At 43.0% G+C, this 19,908-nt stretch carries 13 protein-coding genes; 1 reads left to right on the top strand and 12 read right to left on the bottom strand.

The genetic code is table 11. The features are described 5' to 3' along the window. Nucleotides 1–106: 106 nt before the first annotated feature. The 11 genes from GFB47_RS09335 to hemL all read right to left on the bottom strand — a co-directional run bounded on the left by GFB47_RS09335 (nt 107) and on the right by hemL (nt 17,631). A complete protein-coding gene (locus tag GFB47_RS09335; protein ID WP_153447741.1) occupies nt 107–985 on the bottom strand; it encodes an N-acetylglucosamine kinase in 879 nt (292 codons plus the stop codon). Further along, nucleotides 982–2,706 (bottom strand): glycoside hydrolase family 9 protein, encoded by a 1,725-nt coding sequence (locus tag GFB47_RS09330; protein ID WP_153447740.1) that lies wholly within the window; start codon nt 2,704–2,706, stop codon nt 982–984. Before GFB47_RS09330 ends, GFB47_RS09335 begins: the two co-directional genes overlap by 4 nt. Before the next feature lie 115 nt (nt 2,707–2,821). After that, nucleotides 2,822–3,823, bottom strand: coding sequence for an ABC transporter ATP-binding protein (locus GFB47_RS09325; RefSeq protein WP_153447739.1), 1,002 nt, complete (start codon nt 3,821–3,823; stop codon nt 2,822–2,824). A 71-nt stretch (nt 3,824–3,894) separates the two neighbouring features. Beyond that, entirely contained in the window at nt 3,895–4,893 is a 999-nt protein-coding gene (locus tag GFB47_RS09320; protein ID WP_153447738.1) for an ABC transporter ATP-binding protein, read from the bottom strand. A gap of 1 nt (nt 4,894) precedes the next feature. Then, nucleotides 4,895–5,920 carry an ABC transporter permease gene (locus GFB47_RS09315; RefSeq protein WP_153447737.1) on the bottom strand — a complete coding sequence of 342 codons (1,026 nt, stop codon included), beginning with the start codon at nt 5,918–5,920 and terminating at the stop codon, nt 4,895–4,897. Between the two features lie 2 nt (nt 5,921–5,922). Beyond that, on the bottom strand, nt 5,923–6,909 hold the full coding sequence (locus tag GFB47_RS09310) for an ABC transporter permease (protein WP_153447736.1): 987 nt from the start codon (nt 6,907–6,909) through the stop codon (nt 5,923–5,925). Between the two features lie 163 nt (nt 6,910–7,072). Further along, nucleotides 7,073–8,755 carry an ABC transporter substrate-binding protein gene (locus tag GFB47_RS09305; protein WP_153447735.1) on the bottom strand — a complete coding sequence of 561 codons (1,683 nt, stop codon included), beginning with the start codon at nt 8,753–8,755 and terminating at the stop codon, nt 7,073–7,075. A 1,062-nt stretch (nt 8,756–9,817) separates the two neighbouring features. Continuing rightward, nucleotides 9,818–13,210: a response regulator gene (locus GFB47_RS09300; RefSeq protein ID WP_153447734.1), complete on the bottom strand. Its 3,393-nt coding sequence runs from the start codon at nt 13,208–13,210 to the stop codon at nt 9,818–9,820. 338 nt (nt 13,211–13,548) lie between these two features. Then, a complete protein-coding gene (gene rsmC, locus GFB47_RS09295) occupies nt 13,549–14,580 on the bottom strand; it encodes a 16S rRNA (guanine(1207)-N(2))-methyltransferase RsmC (protein WP_153447733.1) in 1,032 nt (343 codons plus the stop codon). Between the two features lie 164 nt (nt 14,581–14,744). Continuing rightward, complete coding sequence (locus GFB47_RS09290) at nt 14,745–15,830, bottom strand: AI-2E family transporter (RefSeq protein WP_153447732.1); 1,086 nt, start codon at nt 15,828–15,830, stop codon at nt 14,745–14,747. A 505-nt stretch (nt 15,831–16,335) separates the two neighbouring features. Next, nucleotides 16,336–17,631, bottom strand: a complete 1,296-nt coding sequence (hemL, locus tag GFB47_RS09285) for a glutamate-1-semialdehyde 2,1-aminomutase (protein WP_153447731.1) — start codon at nt 17,629–17,631, stop codon at nt 16,336–16,338. A 392-nt stretch (nt 17,632–18,023) separates the two neighbouring features. On the opposite strand from hemL, the gene erpA reads away from it, so the two are divergent. Next, on the top strand, nt 18,024–18,365 hold the full coding sequence (erpA, locus tag GFB47_RS09280; RefSeq protein ID WP_153447730.1) for an iron-sulfur cluster insertion protein ErpA: 342 nt from the start codon (nt 18,024–18,026) through the stop codon (nt 18,363–18,365). A gap of 190 nt (nt 18,366–18,555) precedes the next feature. On the opposite strand, the gene GFB47_RS09275 is transcribed toward erpA, so the two are convergent. Then, a complete protein-coding gene (locus GFB47_RS09275; protein WP_407701677.1) occupies nt 18,556–19,848 on the bottom strand; it encodes a peptidoglycan DD-metalloendopeptidase family protein in 1,293 nt (430 codons plus the stop codon). Nucleotides 19,849–19,908 lie beyond the last annotated feature (60 nt).

The raw sequence follows: 19,908 nt of genomic DNA, 5'->3' as shown, positions 1-19,908 counted from the left end.
TTTTAGTTATATTCGCCATCGCGTAAAAATCAACGCTTTAAAGCAAGTGCTTTTCAATAAGCATTGTAAATAACGGTTTTAAAGCAATGTCCTTAAAACAAAGACCTTAAAATAAATTGTGCTCTGGTTTACTGGCCATCATTAGCCCACCATCAATGGCATCTTTTTGCGGCTTGACTAACCATTGCTGGCTTTGCGGTTTGAGCCAAGGCCCGATACGCACCCCAATGCCACCCATTAAGGCAATCTTGCTAGCGCCTCGTTGATGAAGTGCCTCTAGATACATATCAAGATCGGCCGCAGTTTGTTGTAAAAGATTGTTGGCAACCTCATCCCCATTGGCGGCACATTGAAATATTTGTGGCGAAAATTGGCCGTAATCACAAGGGCGCGCTCTTTTCGACCATTCAACAATGGCATCAACATCTTGATTAAAATGCTGCATCACAATTTGCGTAATATCGGAATGGGGTTTGATGCCATCTTGAGCGAGTAAAGTGTATTGGATTAAATGCAAACCCATGATCGCGCCACTGCCTTGATCGGAAATCGGGAATTCACGACCACCAACCACATGTTGCTGACCTTGTTTGATCAATAGCCCGCACGATCCTGTTCCTGCGATCATGATTGCGCCATCTTGACCATTGTGTGCGCCCAAACACGCGCCATAAGCATCGGTATTTAATACGATGCTGGCAAAAGGGTGATCCAGTTGCATAAAGCCTTGCCACGTTTTTCTTTGTTCCGCTGCCGCTAATGCCAAGCCTAAGTGCATCGAATGAAAATCGGCTTCGCTGAGACCGGCTTGTTTAGCGGCTTTTCTTACGGCATGAATAATTGAAGCCATTGCGACTTCCACGCCTAATAAAATATTGGCGCTGCCGCTTTTTCCTTCGCCTAAAATGTTGCCTTGCGGATCGGTTAAACGAGCACGGCAAGAGGTTCCGCCACCATCAATACCGACTAAATAATATGAGTTCATAATGACTCCTTCATGGCGTAATCAAGATGATGTTGTTGGGCAATGATTGCCAATAAATACCAACCACCATGTGGGATCCATTGCTCACCCCAACGCCAGTTTTGCAGCATGTCATCTTTTTGCCCATCGGGATTAAACGCAATATCTTGCTCATCTTCAAAGCCGGCCGTCACGCCATTACATACGCCGCCTTTAGCATTAAAAAAGCCAAGCTCGGGTAGATAGTCTGGGTTGTTGTGACCATGGCCATCGAGCATGCACATGTCATACGGATTCAAGCCGACAATCCAATCTAACGCCGATTGTGAAAAACGCTGTAAATCGCAGATAAGGGCGGCATCTTGTAGGTGAGTTTGCGCAATATTGGCCATGCAGGATAACGAGGCTAAACGGGCATTTTCACCTTGCCACCAGTAACCAGACTCATTGTTGTGAGCGACAAAAAAGGCTTCTCGTTTGGCTTCATCGACCCCTTTAACGTATTGACGCGGGTAACCAAATGGGTTGTTGACTTTACCTGTGATGATTAATTCAAAACGAAGCGCATTTTCAATCACTTGTCGCGTAACTTGTTTGGCATTAGGGTCGGTTTCAATTGCTAAATATTCACATAGTGCGATCACGGGCAAACCGGCTTCTGCGGCATGGAAATAAGGACGAGAACCATCATCATTAGCCGACCAAAAGTGAGTCATATTCTCATCACTCATTTGGCGTTGAGCTAAACGTTGTGCCCAGATCTGTGCTTGATTGGCAAATTCTTGTTCTTGAGTGCAGTGGAAAAGTTCGACTGCCGCTAATAACGCGCAGTATTCATCAATGATGTTTTCAGTGCTGTCATTGAGGTATTGAGTATTGTGCTCAACCAAATGTTGATAAGCCTTGATCGCCGCTTCTAAATATTGATTTGAATTAAATTCACCGTGTTCTTCTAAGCGAGAAGCGCGGGCGAGGGCGGCGATGGCAATGCCGCCACCTTGACGAAATCCAGCTTGATAATCTTCGCCTTTATGCCCATCTTGAGTTTCATAAGCGCAGATCTCGCGCTGATTAATATCTTTACTCCACTTATCAAAAACAGTGGTGTAGAAATAGCCTTCAGGTGACAACATACGCACTAAAAAGTCAGCGCCAAATAAGGCTTCTTCGGTTAATCGAACCGTCGAAAAACGGGCAAAACTGTTCATCTCGGCTGTCAGTTCTAAACCTTTCAACATATTCCACACAACCATTGGAATTTGTTGTGGGTTGAGGAAATTGGCATAAGAAAGGTGACTGAGGTATTTACTCACATCCCCAGAGGCATCATACCAACCGCCATGCACATCGACGGTATTTTCACTATTAAGAACAGGGGTTTTGCGGTCGCGTTGATCGAAGATCCCGCCACAACGTTGAGATTTTAAATAGTGCAAACAATCGGAAAAAGTGCGCTTCATTAGCACATTTTGACCGATCTCAAAAGCATGAGAATGATCGCTGCCAATCGCAAGGTAATAGTGGCCGGCTTGGGTGAAGTCTGAAAAGTCGATTTGATAGAAGTCGCCAAAATGCCAGTTATCGACTGATTTTTTGCCAGAGATGAGGAGATTTTTCACCACTTGATGAGTATTCGCATCGACCAATTTAGCGGTCAGATGTTGGTCCAGTGTTGAGGCAAGTACCACAGCATTTTTGCTACTAAAGCAAGGGTAACCAATATGGTTAGTAAAAATTTGCATCGAATGCTCCTAGCCTCTTTTAAAATAGGCTCTGACACCGATTAAGAGTCAGAGCCAATCTGTTGTAACTTGAAGCGACAAGCTTGCCGCTTCAATGTTCTTAGGTAATGCGTGTTTATTTTTCAAATAAGTAACAGCGAACAAAATGGTTAGTCGAAAGTTGCGTTACTTCCGGCATTTTTTCGCGGCACTTATCTGACACATGCAGACAACGACCGGCAAATGGACAACCGACAGACTCTGGCGTCCAAAGTGGAATATCACCTTTATTGCCTTTTAGCTTTTCGTGGATCGATTTCTTAGGATCCGGAACCGCTGATACCAATAATTGAGTGTATGGGTGCTGAGGATCATGAATGATCTCATCGGTGTCGCCCCATTCCACCATGTGTCCGACGTACATGACTGAAAGGTCTTCAGCAATATAACGAGCGGTAGCGATATCATGGGTGATATAAAGTAGAGACATTTTCTTTTCAAACTTCATCTCTTCCATTAGGTTCAAAACACCGGCGCGAATCGAAACATCCAACATTGATGTTGGTTCATCGGCAAGTACCACTTCAGCGCCGACTGCAATGTTACGCGCCAAGTTGACACGTTGACGTTGACCGCCAGATAACTGATGCGGGAATTTCACTGAGGTTTCTTTGGCTGGGTTTAGGCCCACTTGCTCAAGCAGTTCATAAACACGCTCTTGTAGCTCTTTTTTATTGCTGCTTTTTACTTTGTTATGAATGATCAAAGGGCGAGCAATGTGGTGAAAAATGTTATGGGTTGGATTTAACGACCCAAACGGGTCTTGCCATACCATTTGCACCCCTTCACGATATTGCATTAGATCGTGTTTCTTTTTGATCTCTTGAATATCACGACCTTTGTACTCAATGTGGCCACCGCTTGGAGCGTACATTTTGGCGATCATTTTGGCGGTGGTCGATTTACCTGAACCCGATTCACCGACCACAGCAAGACCACGGCTTTTGTACATCTTAAATGACACGTCATTGATAGCGCGCATTTTGGTTTGCTTCATTGAATTGCTGTTAAGCGGGAAATCTTTAATCAGATTCTTCCCTTCAATCAACAATTTTCCATATACTTCTGATGAGCTCATAATTGTCTCCAGCTTTACGCTAATTCTTTGTTAACTGGCTGTTATCGCCGTTTTTTCTATGCGTTGGTTCGCTATACTGTCGCGACTGAAATTGGCTCGCCATATAAATGACAGTTAGACAATCGACCCGGCTCAATTTGACGCAATTGGGTTGGAACTTGGCGACAAGTGTCATGAACACGTTCACAACGAGCTTGGAAACGACAGCCTTGTGGGATGTCTAGCAAGTTCAAAGGGTTACCCGGAATACCCGTTAGCTTGGTTTTTGGCCCAGTTAACGGTGGGAAAGAAGACCCCAGCCCTTTGGTGTACGGATGGTAAGGCGACTCTAAAATTTCTTTTGAAGGTGCGACTTCAATTAATTCACCTGAGTACATGATGCCGATGCGGTCAGAGAACTCGACCATCAGTGACAAATCATGGGTAATGAATAAAATTGAGAAACCAAACTCTTCTTTTAGCGCATAAATCTTTTGCAGAATTTCACGTTGTACCACTACATCGAGTGCGGTGGTTGGCTCATCCATAATGATCATTTTAGGATTAAGCGCTAACGCAATTGCAATAACTAAACGTTGACGCATACCACCAGAGAACTGGTGCGGGTAATCGTTTAAGCGATCGGGGTGAATATCCACGATTTCCAATAGACCTTGAGCGCGAATCACCGCTTGATCACGAGTCATATTGGTATGACGCATGATCACATCACAAAATTGCTCTTCTAGAGGTAATACTGGGTTCAAGGCGTTCATGGCACTTTGAAATACCATCGACATTTGGCTCCAGCGGAAAGACTGCATACGGTCTTCGCTGTACTTCAAAATATCTTCACCGTTAAAAATCACTTCACCGCCGGTAATAAAGGCTGGCGGCTTATGCAGACGCATTAGCGAGAATGCGACGGTTGATTTACCACAACCAGACTCACCGGCCAGACCAAATACTTCGCCTGGCGCTAGGTCAAAACTTACATTGTTCACCGCGCGGACATCGCCCGCGTCAGTGATGTAATCAACACATAAGTTACGAACTGAGATGAGCGGCTCATTTTTATTGATATCTGTCATATTATTTATCTCCGCTCCAAAGTGCATTTTGAGGAGGCATTTCTGGTGTCCGTTCTTTTACGTCTTGCTCGGCAATCTTCTTCCAACGCTTCATGCCTTTATGTGAACGTAATTGCGGGTTAGCAACTTCATCAACTGCGAAGTTAAGCAGTGCGAGACCAACAGCCAATACAGTCAATGCCATACATGGTGCAATCAGTTCCCACCATGCGCCAACCAAGATGGCGGATGAGGTTTGTACGTTGTATAACATGATGCCCCAGCTGATGGTGCTTGGGTCGCCAAGACCTAGGAACGAAATAGTCGCTTCCATCATGATGGCATACATCACAGAACCGATGAAACTTGCGCCTACAATCGAGATAAGGTTTGGCAGAATTTCAACAAAAATAATGCGGAATGAAGATTCACCCAATACTTCTGCTGCTTTGACGAACTCTTTTTCACGTAGAGCTAAAGTTTGTGAACGTACCACACGAGCGCCCCATGCCCAGGAGGTACAACCTATTATCAAGGCGATGGTTAATGGCCCTGCCTCACCAATAAAGGCAGCCAGAACAAACAGTAGTGGGTACTGCGGTATTACCAACATAATATTCATGGCGGCGGTGAGTACATCATCGGTTTTGCCACCAAAGTAGCCAGCCGAAACACCAATCACTGTGGCTAAGAAACACACCACAATACCAGCACCAAAACCCACACCTAGCGATACACGAGCACCGTAAGCAAGTTGAGACCAAACATCACGCCCCATACGAGTGGTACCCAGTGTGTGATCGGCTTTTTTCGACATCGCCATAGTGCGGCGGTCGTTAGCAAGATTGGTTGCGACCCATCCGTCTGGCGTGCTTTGTGCCATTTTTACGATAGCACTTGGGTATTCATGTGGATTACCGGTACGTTTATCGGGTGCATGTTTAGTGATAAACGGAGCAAATACTGCGATAAAAATGAATAACATTAAGATAATCATGCCGGTTAAAGCTTTAGGATTACCGACTATTAATTTAAGGAAACCTTTCATGATTATTTGCCTCCCTTACGTAGGCGAGGGTCAAGTACGACATACAACATGTCGGCCAGTAAGTTAAAGAACAGCATAAATAAGGTCATGATAAGCAGTTGACCTTGGAGAACTTGATAGTCACGAGAGTTGATGGCGTTAAATAACACCGAACCTAGGCCTGGGTAGTTAAAGATGATTTCAACAATCAACTGACCACCAATTGCCATACCTAACGACATCGACAGCGCGGTCACACTTGGTAGCATGGCGTTACGTGCCGCGTAGTTAAACACCACTCGGTTTTCGCTTAAGCCCTTCCCCTTTGCCATGGTGATGTAATCTTCACCTAACAAGTTAATCATGTTGTTACGCATGTTAATTAAGAAGCCACCAATCTGAACCACAGAGGCACAGAACAAAGGTAGAACGGCGTGATAGGCGACATCTTTAATAAATGTCCAGCTAGTCCAATCAGGTAGGTTACCTGCGGTGTAAGCGTAACCGGTTGGGAACCAACGCAAGCCAACCGCAAAGGTAAACATGGCTAACATCGCAATAACCACTTGTGGTACCGCTTGCACCACTAACATTCCTGGCGAAATAAAAGTGTCGAATTTGCTGCCACGTTTCCATGCAGCGAAAATGCCAAGAATGGAACCTAAAGAAAAAGAGAAAGCAACCGCAGTACCGGCTAAAAATAATGACCATCCAAATGCACGACCTAATAAGTCAGACACTGGTAATGGAAAGAACTGAATTGAGGTGCCCAAATTCCATTGGAAAATGTTTTTAATGTAGGCAAAATATTGTATAAAAATATTACCGTCGACAAAGCCTAATAGCTCTTTCATTGCCGCGATACGTTCTGGAGTAACCTGCACAGTAGCGTGAGCAAACATCATGGTAACTGGGTCACCAGGCATGGCACGCGGAATCGCAAAGTTAATCGTTGCAGCGACGACTAAAGCGATAAAATAAAAACCTAAACGTCTTAAGAAAAATCCCATAACTTACACCTTAACTATCCCAGATTTTTTGGCCTGACTCTGGTTTCAGGACGCCTATTTCAGACAAAGAAATCCCCTGACGACGAGCGCCATACTTTTATCAGTAGGAGGGAGATTTAAATGGCGGCGCATTAGGCATGCGCCGCACGAGTGAACGACTTGCTTATTTAACTGGTTTTAGGTCCAGTACTTGCAATAGACGCTCAGGAATACCAGCCCAGATGCTTGGACGGCCCTTTGGATTTTTCTCATTCCACCAACCAGTGAAGCGCTTCGTGTTGTACTGGAAGAATTGCGCGCCAGACATAACAGGAATCGTTACTTGGTTTTCAGCAATGATTTGTTGGATTTGGTGAGCAATGTTCATTTGCTCTTGCTTGTCAGCCGTTTTGTAGAAGCTGTTTAGCAATGAATCTAACTTATCATTTTTGAAGAAATGCATCGCGAAACGAGGCATACCCTGACCGCTTTGCAACGCTGAGTTGTAAGCCGAGTTCCAGTAAGTGTATGGATCCGCACCGTGGAAGTAGTTAGTGAACGCAACATCGTAGTTCGCATCAAGCATTGCTTGGTTGTAAACCGCAAACTCAGGGGTACGTGCTTTGGCTTTAATGCCTACTTCTTCCAGCTGCTCAACCGCAAGCTGTACTGTGTTGTTAAAGTCAGTCCAACCGTTTGGTGATTGAATCAATAACTCAAATGGCTTACCAGATGGAGTATCAACAAATCCATCGTTGTTTACGTCTTTAAAGCCCGCTTTAGCAAGCAGCTTCTTCGCGCCGTCAACGTTGTAAGTGTTGTAGCCTTTGTATTTATTGTGAACTTTTTCGTCAGACCATGCTTCGAATGCGTAGCCTAGGCCCGATGCGAAGTCATTGACTGTACCGCCGCCGTAGAATGCGATATCAATGATAGTTTGACGGTCAAGAGCCATTGAGAATGCGCGACGGAAGTCAACGTTAGTCAATGCTTCTTTCTTAGCTGGATCTTTTTCAGCAAAGTTCACCATAAAGCCTTGTGTACCTGCTGCAGGGTACCAGTAATGGTGATCCTTGCTGACAGATGCGTAGGTTTTATCAATGTCTGGTACGAACGAAGACGTCCAATCTAACTCAGAGTTAATGATCTTACTTAATAGTTGGTCATTGTTGGCGATTTGTGGCACGCGTAAACAATCAACATTTAGGTCTTTCGCATCCCAGTAATTTGGGTTTTCACACTGAATGTAAAGTTGTGGTGTAAAGGTGTCGATCTCAGTAAATGGACCAGTACCTACAGGGTTTTCATTGGTGAAAGTGGTTGGATCTTTTACGTCTTTCCAGATGTGCTCTGCAACAACAGGCACTTTGGCAATCTCGTAAGGGACATTTGAATTAGCTTCGTTTAGGTGGAAGATAATTTGGTAGTCGCCTTTGATCTCAACGCTTTTAAGTTGCTTGTTAATACCAGATTGGTCAAGTGCTGGGAATTTTTTCACAAGGTTAAACGAGTAAAGCACATCGTGTGCTGTGAACGGCTTACCATCAGACCATTTAACACCTTTACGGATATCAAAAGTTACCGTCATTAGGTCATCAGACATTTTGAAATCTTTTGCAAGACGCATCACTGGCGTATTGCCGTGCATTTCGTTAAAGATAACTAGTGGCTCGTAAATGAAATCCGTCGTTGTTTTTAAGTTAGTAGCACCTAAGTACGGGTTAAAGTTACGTACAAATGTAGGGTAGAAATCCGGTACGATAGTCAATTCACTGCGCTCTGCAGCTGTTGCTACTGTAGAGAAACCAGTAGCGGCAACAGAGATAACTGCTGCAGCGATTGCTGTTTTTTTTATTTTGTTAAGCATAGCTGTTCCTTACTTTTGCTTTTGATTTAGCTTATTAAAAGGAATGTCATCAATTGATAAACACTCGCTTAAGACCTACCCCTGAATAATCTTCTATTGTGGATGTGATGTTCAAACATTCACTAATCATTCCAGAGTGGCCTGTAGGCCCTTTGCCAGTACAGAAAACACCTTATCGTTGAAATCGTCAATTTGTATTCCCGTTAAAAACGTCAAAGTTATGGCTTGTGACGTTAATAACGTAAAAATAAAATTAAATTTGTCGTTTTATTGCGCAGTTTGAAATGTGATTCATATCACGATTACGTTTATTTGGTCAGTATAAGTAAGTAATCACTACGTTTAAGTGCTTTTAAATAAGGTGGTATTTGTTATTGCTTTTGATCTTGCGATCTGGATCACTTACAGTGAGTGAGCTTACTTTTTTACTGAAAAATAGTATTGCCAATTTGTTGTGACTGACTTCGCATTACCTACAAAAGTTACGCTTTTGGGGTCAACAAAAATCCAAATTAGTGCTTTTTTGTTACTGTTTATCAGTCGGTACTGGCTGTTATTTATTAGTGTAAAATAAGTATTGGTGCGGTTTTGTTAGCTTGTTAGTGTGGTGCTTATCTTGGCTATAATGGTGAGTTGATCGTACAGCCTTAGGCGCCCCACCTTTTTTCAACCGCCAAAAAAGGTGGCAAAAAGGCCGCAGCAAAGCAGGGTTATCGAAGTTATACCCATTCCATCAATGTCATGATCGTTCAACATTGAGTGCAGAGAAGTGTGTCAAAGGCCATGATGACCTTTTCTCAAGCGGCCAAGGACAGATCCGCGTCTTTTTGGTGTATTCAAACTGATCAAATATTAAATGGAATTGGTATTGCTTCCTGCAGTGAACAAAAAAATGCCGTTAAGATGCTCAGATCTTAACGGCGTGATTATTATTAACAATCGCTATCTTACTTAACTCATCAACATGGTTCTAACTTACCCATATTGCTCTCACTCACCAACATAGCTGAACTCTCCAATGCTGCTTTAACTTAGCAAGATTGCTGAACTCATCAATATAGTTTAACTCACCAACAATAGTTGCAGCTTTTCACGACACTCAATCAAATGCTGGCGCTGTGGGGTATTGGCGTTGCTGTGTTCTAGGATGTAATCAATGGTATTGAGTACGGTGCGCCAACGTGGTGTTTTAGGCAGGGTTTCAATCCGTAGATATTTATCTAAGGTGCGGGTTTGTAGGGTGCTACGGTCGAGATAGACGCGCCACAAGCCACTTTCCTCGGCTAAGGTGTATTTAGTTTGGCCCGTTGCCGATTCCCAATAATCGAGCGCGGTAGTCATTGTATCGACTAAAATATCACGCATAATTTGCTGTTTATCTTCGCTCTTATGCGACACTTTATCGGCTAAGCGAGTAAATTCACCGCCCAGCTCTTTAAGTTGCTGTAGTTTGTTTTTATCGCCTTCAAACGCATAACTCGACAGTGCTTCGATGGCGGTTTCTAAGTTATCAATTCGCTGCGCATTAACGCCGCCGCCAATATTAAAGATATACATAGATTGTAGGCCTGAAGCTTGCGGTAGCGTTAACACGTCACTTTGGATGTGCACTCGCTTATCTTCAATGAAAATATCCGCATCGCCACAAAAATGCTCTTGGGTTAAATTCAGGTATTTCGGTGCGATAATCTCATCGGCGGTAGAGCGCTTGAGTTGCTCGGGGCTGCGCTTAAATAATTTAGCCGCCGAATCATTGGCAAAACGAATTCGACCATCTTCACGCACGCAAACAATCGCTTCTGGCGCCGACTCTAATTGCTCTAATAAGCGACCTTGAGTTTCCAGTAGGCTGGCTTCAACTTGTTCTCTAATGCGTAGCTCTTGTTGTAATTTGCTATTTTCTATCCGGCGTTGTTCGGCCTTACTGGCGGTTAAGTGAGCTTTAATCCGCGCCGCCAGTTCTTGTTTATTAAATGGTTTAGTTAAGTAGTCGTTCGCCCCCGCTTCAAAGCCTCGTACCCGATCTTTGCTTTGGCTTAGTGCTGTCAGTAAGATAACCGGCAGTTCACCATGATCATATTGTTGGCGGATTTCTTCACAGGCTTCATAACCACTCATGCCTGGCATCATTACATCCAGTAAGGCTAATTCTGGTTTCTCTTTCTCAATTAATTGCAGCGCACTTAAACCATCGGCTGCGGTTTTCACTCGGTAGCCTTCTAAACGTAAGAAACTGTCTAAAATGCGTAAGTTCACCGGTTCATCATCAGCTACCACCAATAATGGACCATCGCTATTTACTGGCAATGATGAGGAATCAAGATCAGTGAGCGGGGCATTACTTTCTGGAGCTTGAAAATGCTCATTTGGCGCTTGGTATTTATGCTCAGCGATTTGTTGCTCACTGGCTATTGGTAATGAGAAGCTAAACGTGGTGCCGACCAGCGGCTGACTACTGACATACAGCGATCCCCCCATCAGTTCAATTAATTGGCGACTAATTGACAAGCCTAAACCTGCCCCTTGACGATAACGACTCGAATCTTGTCCAGCTTGGATAAGCGGCTCGAAGATGTGGTCAAGTTGATCGGCGGGGATCCCTTGGCCGGTATCCACCACTTGCATGCGAATATTATTATCTAGCACCGTGGCCGAGATAATGATCTTGCCTTCACTGGTGTATTTGATCGCATTACCAATTAAGTTATACAGCACTTGCTCTAAGCGTTGAGCATCGGCGGCGATTAACGGCAGCTCTAATGGAATTTGGTTAATAATGCGGATCGGTTTACTGCCAAGTAGATGTTGAGATAATTCCAATACTAAGCGAGTGGCCGACGCAACGTCCACTGTAGTGGTTTGAATGTCTAAATTGCCATAACGCATTTTATGGTAGTCGAGTAGGTCATCGACCAAAGTGGTTAGGCGTTGACCGCTATTAATGATAATATCGAGTTGATGCCTTTGATTGGCTGGCAATGGGCCATTCGCACCAGAGATCAACGATTCCGCAATGCCGACCATACCGTGCAATGGGGTTCTTAATTCATGAGAAGTCGTGGCCAAAAACTCATCTTTCAGCTTATTGGCCAGTTCCAAATCATCATTTTTTTGCTTGATGGTTTGAATATTATTTTCGAGAATTTTATTTTGATCGCCGATCAATAAGATCTTTTCTCTGATCGAGCGTTGCATACGGATAAAACTAACCGATAAGCGGCCAATTTCATCTTTGCGTTTTAATACTTCAAGCTCTTGATCGAGATCGCCGGCGGACACTCGCTCTGCTGCCCACGCAAGTTTTAATAATGGTGCGGTAATAAAGTTAGATAAATAATGAGAGCACACCACCACTAAAATAATGCCTATTACCATCACAATTGCGAAGATATTTTTTAATTGGTGAACTCGGGCATAAGCTTGTTTTTCAGGTAATTGAACTACTAGCGCCCAAGTTTTATCTTTTATATGAATAGGGGTGTAAGCGGCTAGAAGTTTTTCACCATTGGTATCGGTAAATGATTCAACCGCAGAATGACCGGCTAATGCTTTATCGATAACCAAGCTACTGGCATCGATACTTTTTTGAGATAAATCGAGTACTTTTGAATGTTTATGCTGGCCGACTAATAATTTGGTTAACGATTCTTTTTTACTATGCGCGTTGATCATATTTGATAAAGCGGTATTGGGCAGTTTAAACATTGCATAACTGTGTAAGTACCCTTGCTGAATGATAGGCGCCCCTAACCACAAAGTTTGCTTGGATTTGTCTTTATTAAAATCAGAGAAAATAACGGGGGTGTAATCTTCATTATTTTTACGTGAGGCTTTGACGGTATTTCTTAACTTAGCGAAAGTTTGGCCGAGCGGAGTTTTTTGATAAGGGCCGCTTAATAAGTTGGTGCCATAATCCGCGTCTTTTTTGACTGAGTAAGCTACGTTACCATTGCGATCAACTAATAATATATCGCTGAAATCAGAGCGTTTAAGCAGTTCGACAAATGCCCAATGGTAGCGTTTATGCAGCAGACGATAGCGCTCGCTGCCGATAAAATTAGGCGACTCTGGGAGGACCGCAGTTTTGATTTTATTGCCTGAACCTAAAATATAACGTTGTTGAGCATTTTTTCTAGCTTGCTCTATATTGTCACCGAGCATGGTGAAACCGTTGATTAAGCCATAAAAACGTCCGCCACTTGAATAGGCTAATTCAGAGCGAACCACCCCCATCACTTCCGATTCTTTCGCTTTGAGATAACTATTAACCTGTTGCTTTTTAGTATCACGAACGGAGAGCAAATAAGAGGTACTTTGTTCTTGCAAATCTTGGGTGTGAGAGTGTAAGAAAAAAACCGCAATAATAGTAAAAGGCGTAATACTTAGCACCAGAAACGCGACCATCAAGGTGTGCTGAAGCTTTTGGAATTTATTGGATTTTTTTGATTTAAACATAAGTGACTACTTGCTATTGAAATAAAGGGTGGCCGAAATGAAGAAAGTACTCATCTTTTAACTTTTTAGGCAAACGATTAAGCAAAGCCTTTTTACTACGTTATTTGTCGATAGGGAAGATAACTTTATTTTTGATATAAAAAAAGGTGATCGAGAACCAGTATTGTGAGTTTTAAAGTTTCAATATATCGTTGCTTATATTAAAAATCCTAACCCATCTGTTTTGTGAATAAATCTTGGCAGAGGGAATAAAGTAAACGAGATCGCAGATTGATAAGGGCAATATTGGCAGGAAATAATGGATCTTGAAAATAGAAAAAATTCAAGATCCACAAAGATTAGTGCTGAGTTTTATTGGCGTGGTAAATAGCAAATTTAGTATTTTTAGCCGCCACAATACAATGACCAAATGCTTGCTCAATGATCGGTTGGTATTTTAAAAAACTATTGGCGACGATAAACATTTGCCCTCGGGCAGAGAGATGCTGTGGTGCTTGCGATAACAAGGTTTCAGCCGCGCTGTATTGGGTATCTAAACCAGAATGAAACGGTGGATTACTGATTAAAAAATCATAACTTTTACCCACATCGGAATAAATATCTGAGGCAAAAACCTCACCGTCTAAACCATTAATGGCTAAAGTTGCTTTGCTTGATTCAATCGCAAGAGCGCTGATATCACACATCGCTACGTTGGCCTTAGGGTAACGAGTGGCAAGCACACAGCCAATCACGCCAGCGCCACAACCAAAATCAAGCACTTTTCCTTTCAGCCTTGGTAGGGTTTCAAGCAGTAGCTCGGTACCTTTATCAAATTCGCCATGACTAAATACCCCAGGCAGACTTTTTATTTGCAGAGTGTCATTACCAATGGTTAGCGGGTAAGTTTTATACCATTCATTTAAATCAAAAGCAGGCGCTTGGGTATGAGATTGACCCCAATAAAAAGAACAACGACGAGCGGAATCGTATTTCTTAACCGTGCCATATTGAGTAAACATTTTCTCAATACTCTTTACTCCTGAGCGGTTTTCGCCCACTACGCAGATTTCAGTATTCGGCCCTATTTTTGCCATCAACATAGCGAGTAAATATTGGGCCTCTGCCTTAGCTTTTGGCCAATATAGCAGCAACATATCCGCATCGATAGTGTCGGTCAGGTGCGCGCCAAAATAGGATTGAATCTGCTCATGCTGCTTAAATTGCTGATGATAGCCATAGTGAGTGGTAAAAACGGCTACCGACTGACAGTGTTTGGCTAATTCAAGACAAAACAGATCTTCGGCTTCACCGGCGATTAAGACGCGTTTATCTGAAAAGTACTCAATGTTACGTTGAGCGATTTGACTTGGAGCGGTATAGCTAGACATGGATGGGAAACTCTCAGTGAACAATGAGCAGATTTTCGCATAATATGGCCTTGATACCAATCATCTTACGAGTTACCAGCGGATTTAACCGGCAAGTGGTTGAAGTAGTGACGTATTGCAGCCGCGATTTATTAGGCGGTTACAATACGTCAATCGGGTAATATTTAGTTATTATCTTGCATATTGAGGAAATGTTTGAATTCTTCTTCATACATTTTAAATAGCACCATAGTGATAGCAAAAATCAATGGGCCATAAATTAAACCGATTAAACCGAATAATTGAATACCGCCTAATAAAGAGAAGAAGATCAATAAAGTATCCATGCCTGCGCTGCCTTGCATTAGCAGAGGACGAATGATGTTATCAATTGATCCAATGATGGTGACCCCCCATATAACCAAGAAAATCCCCCAACCAATATCACCAGTTAAGAATAAGTACGCCGCAGCGGGTACCCAAATTAATGCGGTTCCTACCACTGGAATAAACGAAGCTGCACCAATCATGGTTCCCCAGAACAATCCGGGTAACCCAACCAACCACAAGGAAAAACCACCAGCAATCGCTTGAGCAATCGCGGTTAAAAAGGAACCAAGCACTGCTGATTTAGATACCTGCTCAACTTCAGTGAGTAAGCGGTCTTCTTGGCTACGAGAGAGCGGTAGGATATGACGCATGCCATTAACCAGCTTATCGCGGTCGCGTAACAAGAAGAACAACACAAATAACATTAAAAAGAAATTAGCGAGAAATCCAGTCGCATCGCCTAAAATTTTGGCACTAAATGAGACCAAAACTGATCCAAATTGCGAGATAAAGCGTGCTGCTCGTTGGGCTATTTGTTGTGGGTCGAGGTTATCGAACGGTAAGTATTGATTGGCAATGTGCAGTGCTTTAGCAATATAAGGATGGCTAAGTAGCTCTTGAATACCGCCATCACTGGCCCAGGCATAAACGGTTTGGGAGAAGTGCGCTCCTTGCTGAATAATGGCGGCGAATACGGCTAATAATGGAATAACAATAATAAAAGTGAGCAGTAAACAAGAGATAAAAGCAATGCTATTAGGGCAACTTGACCAACGGTTTTCAAGCTTCTCATGTAATGGGTAAATAAGCAGTGAAATGATAAATGCCATCACAATTGAGTTGAGATAAGGGGATATCAATAAAAAACAAGCATAGGCAGCAAACAGTAATGCCACAATTAATACCCAATGTGTGGGGCCCATTCGAAACCTGTTAGTCATGTGTCGTCCTTGTTAAGGTCATATTGAAGCTATGGCTTCTTGAAATGAGTAGAATATAAGCGTATATAATGACGGTAAAGCTAATCGTTATCAATTAATGTTTAATCGCATTTGGAGGCAATATGGCATGTTGTGGTAAAAAAGAAGGTTGTGCGAGTAACAAGCGCAGAAAGCCTATTCCATGGTTCAGTGTTTTAGTTGCGGTTGTGGTATTGCTCGTGATTATTAATTGGCAATAATTATACCCTTCGTACTTGAAGCTACAGCTTTGTTGGCTACGTTCACTCACCCCAATCATTTAGGCAAGCTAAACTCATGGGGCTAAGCGATCTTGCCGCCTCACTGTAACCTCAATTACTTTGGGTATAAATAGCATCTTCGTACTTGAAGCTACAGCTTTGTTGGCTACGTTCACTCACCCCAATCACTTAGATGAGCCTTCTGTTTATAAAAGAAGGCTCATGGGGCTGAGTGATGTTGGGGGTAAATAATTCCCTCTAAAATATTATTTAGACTCTGTGGCCATGATTGCAAAACAACGATCAGCGGCTTCAAGGGTTGCTTCTATCTCACGAGGTGAGTGAGCAAGTGACATAAAGCTGGCCTCAAATGCTGATGGTGCTAAGTTAACACCATGCTCAAGCATTAAGTGGAAGAAGCGCTTAAAGCGTTCTGTGTCACATTTAGTCACGTCTTCATAGCAAGTAACGGTTTTTTGCTCAGTAAAGAAGAAACCGAACATACCACCCACATAGTTAATCGCCATTGGAATGCCGTGCTCTGCAGCGGATTTTTTTAGCCCTTTAGCCAATAGTTTAGTGTGTTTAGCTAGGCGCGCTTCGTTTTCTTCACCTTCTAATTCGTTCAAACAAGCTAGACCTGCCGCCATCGCGATAGGGTTACCAGAGAGTGTACCTGCTTGGTAAACCGGACCGGTAGGGGCAACAAATTGCATTACATCGCGACGACCACCAAATGCGCCGACTGGCATGCCGCCACCAATCACCTTACCCAGTGTGGTTAAGTCTGGCTTGATGTCGTAGTACGCTTGTGCGCCGCCTTGGGCCACCCGAAAACCTGTCATCACTTCATCAAAAATCAGCAATGCGCCGGATGCATCACAAATCTCACGTAAGCCTTCAAGAAAACCTTCAACCGGAGGAATGCAGTTCATGTTGCCCGCTACAGGCTCCACAATAATACAAGCAATCTCACCTTGGTTAGCATCAAACAACTCTTGCACTGAGGTTAAATCATTAAAGGTGGCGGTTAATGTGTATTTAGCAAAATCAGCGGGTACGCCAGGAGAGCTTGGTTGGCCTAAGGTTAATGCACCAGAACCGGCTTTAACTAATAAGCTATCAGCGTGGCCGTGGTAACAACCTTCAAATTTAAGGATCTTATCGCGACCGGTAAAACCACGCGCTAAACGAATGGCACTCATGGTCGCTTCAGTGCCTGAATTCACCATGCGCAGTTGTTCCATTGATGGCACTAACTCAGAGACTTTTTCAGCCATTTTGATTTCAGATTGAGTTGGCGCGCCAAAACTAAGACCTCGTTCTGCCGCTTTAATCACCGCGTTACGAACTGCAGTATTGTTATGGCCTAAAATCATTGGTCCCCAAGAACCCACATAATCAATATAAGCTTTACCATCGGCATCAAAGATTAATGGACCATCTGCACGTTTGATGAAAAGAGGGGTGCCACCGACACCATTAAATGCACGTACAGGTGAATTGACACCACCGGGAATAGTCTGCTGTGCTTGTTGGTACAGTTCAGAAGATTTGCTCATGGGGTTTCCTTTATTTTTCTCTTAGTCGCTACGCGCTTCTTGTCGCAGCCAGAAGTCTTATGCGGAAAGTACAACACCGCTATTCATTTAGCATGCTTGTTGATTTAGGCATGACTGGAATACCTGAGCATTGTATAACTAAGATGGTAGATATTGCACTGATTTAGACGTTAAAATTTGTTAAAGCCGCGCCAATGGTGTTAAATCAGAGGCACTTTATTTTGTCAAAACAAGATCAATACTTGAACGATAAGGTCAGGTATTAGATAATCACTATAATTCAAGTTTGATTGCATAACATAGATGGTAAGACATTCTTAATGCAGTTGTATCTTACGCTAAGCCTGATTAAATGAATGGGTTTGGTATTTACGCTAATGTGAGAGGCTGTCATGAGCGATGAGCAACTACCTTTATCTTTTTCTGAAACCGCTGCGGCGCGAGTAAAAATCTTGATTGAGGAAGAAGAAAATCCAGAATTAAAACTACGTGTTTATATCACCGGCGGTGGTTGCAGTGGTTTTCAATACGGCTTTACTTTTGATGAGAAGGTAAACGAAGGCGATACCACTATTATCAAACAAGGTGTGACCTTAGTGGTTGATCCTATGAGCTTACAATATTTGCTGGGTGGTGTAGTTGATTACACCGAGGGCCTTGAAGGATCTCGTTTCTTCGTCAATAACCCTAATGCCACCACAACTTGTGGCTGTGGTGCGTCGTTTAGCGTGTAATGCCGACGCCATTTCAAGTTGAATACGCCGAAAAGACGCTGTCCCGTCCTAGGCGCTTGAGAAAAGGCCATTCATGGCCTTTTGCACTTTTCTCTGTATCCAATTTTGAACGGTCATAAAATGACTGAAATTTGTGTAACGTTAATTAAATCGATTAAAAATGCCTATCTTATTGAGATAGGCATTTTTTTTACTCTTTTGCGATCAACAAATGGTTATAGCGCTTGAGCTGATCTAAATTTTGTTTCGCCAGTTTGATAAAGTCATTTTTCTTTTTACCTATCAATGATTTAGATTGCGGTAAATTGACTGTTCTTGGGTTTTTATGTACCCCATGAACTAAGAATTCATAATGCAGATGAGGGCCTGTCACTCGCCCTGTGCCGCCTAGTGTGCCGACCGTATCACCTTGTTTAACTCGTTGGCCGGTTTTTACCGAACGCTTCTTCATGTGTAAATACTTGGTAATGTAAGTATTACTATGACGAATAAACACATAGTTACCGTTAAATTGGTTATAGCCTGATTTTGCCACAATGCCATCACCAGCCGCCCAAATTGGCGTGCCGACGGGTGCAGCATAATCGGTGCCACGGTGCGCGACGACCTGTCCGGTTACTGGATGACGACGAGTAGGGTTGAAATTTGAGGTGACACGACGAAAATCAATCGGTGAGCGTAAAAAGGCTTTTTTCATCGCACGACCTTGATCATCATAGTAATTACCATCTTCAGGATTATAAATGGCTTTAAAGCTTGATCCTTGGTTAGTGAACACTGCCGCAATAATGTTACCTTGACCGATATTACGTCCTTCGACAAAACGATCTTCATACAGTACTTCAAAGTGATCGCCGGCGCGTAAATCTAATGCAAAATCAATATCCCAACCAAAAATACCAGCTAATGCCATAATTTGATTGGCTGATAACCCTGAGCTTACGGCGGCATTCCAAAAGTTAGAACTGATGGTGGCTTCGGTGTAATTGTATTGGGCATCAATCTCTTTTGTTTCAACTTTTGAGGTAAAAGTATCGCCTTGTTTATAAACCCGAAAAGATTGATGAGCGGAGAGTGGTCGCACTAATTCAACGAGTTGGTTACTTTTATCAAACCCAAAATTAAGCGTATCGCCTGGACGTAGGCGCGACAGTTGTTTTTCAATATCATTATTGCTGCTAATTAATTGATGCAGCAATTTGGCAGAAAGCCCAATACGACTAAATAATAGCGAAGCACTTTCGCCCGATTGCACCGTATAAGGTTGCCAATGGAGCCAATTCTTTTCGATAGGATTGGAGCTTAATGCTTCGGTTGGGATCTCTAGCGGGTAAGATTTCCCGATTTTAAACTTGGGTTGATGCTGAGTGAGATCGTCCATATCCGGTAAAATCAATACCGCCAGAGTAATGAACACCACAATAGAGGCGATCAAGATTTTATGTAACTTTGGCAGTCGGGATGATTGGGTGCGTATGTTCATTGAGATTGATATAAATATAGTGATAAAAATAAGATGAGTCAGTCTAACTGGTTTCCAAAA

The organism is Vibrio algicola (assembly GCF_009601765.2).
GTDB lineage: Bacteria > Pseudomonadota > Gammaproteobacteria > Enterobacterales > Vibrionaceae > Vibrio > Vibrio algicola.
This window is presented reverse-complemented; position numbering and strand designations above follow the sequence as displayed.

Bases quoted from the DNA above. Each gene is read 5' to 3' on its own strand.
- rsmC (WP_153447733.1), bottom strand. From the start codon at position 14,580: ATGTCTAGCTATACCGCTCCAAGTCAAATCGCTCAACGTAACATTGAG.
- GFB47_RS09305 (WP_153447735.1), bottom strand. From the start codon at position 8,755: ATGCTTAACAAAATAAAAAAAACAGCAATCGCTGCAGCAGTTATCTCT.
- GFB47_RS09275 (WP_407701677.1), bottom strand. From the start codon at position 19,848: ATGAACATACGCACCCAATCATCCCGACTGCCAAAGTTACATAAAATC.
- hemL (WP_153447731.1), bottom strand. From the start codon at position 17,631: ATGAGCAAATCTTCTGAACTGTACCAACAAGCACAGCAGACTATTCCC.
- GFB47_RS09330 (WP_153447740.1), bottom strand. From the start codon at position 2,706: ATGCAAATTTTTACTAACCATATTGGTTACCCTTGCTTTAGTAGCAAA.
- GFB47_RS09290 (WP_153447732.1), bottom strand. From the start codon at position 15,830: ATGACTAACAGGTTTCGAATGGGCCCCACACATTGGGTATTAATTGTG.
- erpA (WP_153447730.1), top strand. From the start codon at position 18,024: ATGAGCGATGAGCAACTACCTTTATCTTTTTCTGAAACCGCTGCGGCG.
- GFB47_RS09310 (WP_153447736.1), bottom strand. From the start codon at position 6,909: ATGGGATTTTTCTTAAGACGTTTAGGTTTTTATTTTATCGCTTTAGTC.
- GFB47_RS09315 (WP_153447737.1), bottom strand. From the start codon at position 5,920: ATGAAAGGTTTCCTTAAATTAATAGTCGGTAATCCTAAAGCTTTAACC.
- GFB47_RS09320 (WP_153447738.1), bottom strand. From the start codon at position 4,893: ATGACAGATATCAATAAAAATGAGCCGCTCATCTCAGTTCGTAACTTA.
- GFB47_RS09325 (WP_153447739.1), bottom strand. From the start codon at position 3,823: ATGAGCTCATCAGAAGTATATGGAAAATTGTTGATTGAAGGGAAGAAT.
- GFB47_RS09300 (WP_153447734.1), bottom strand. From the start codon at position 13,210: ATGTTTAAATCAAAAAAATCCAATAAATTCCAAAAGCTTCAGCACACC.
- GFB47_RS09335 (WP_153447741.1), bottom strand. From the start codon at position 985: ATGAACTCATATTATTTAGTCGGTATTGATGGTGGCGGAACCTCTTGC.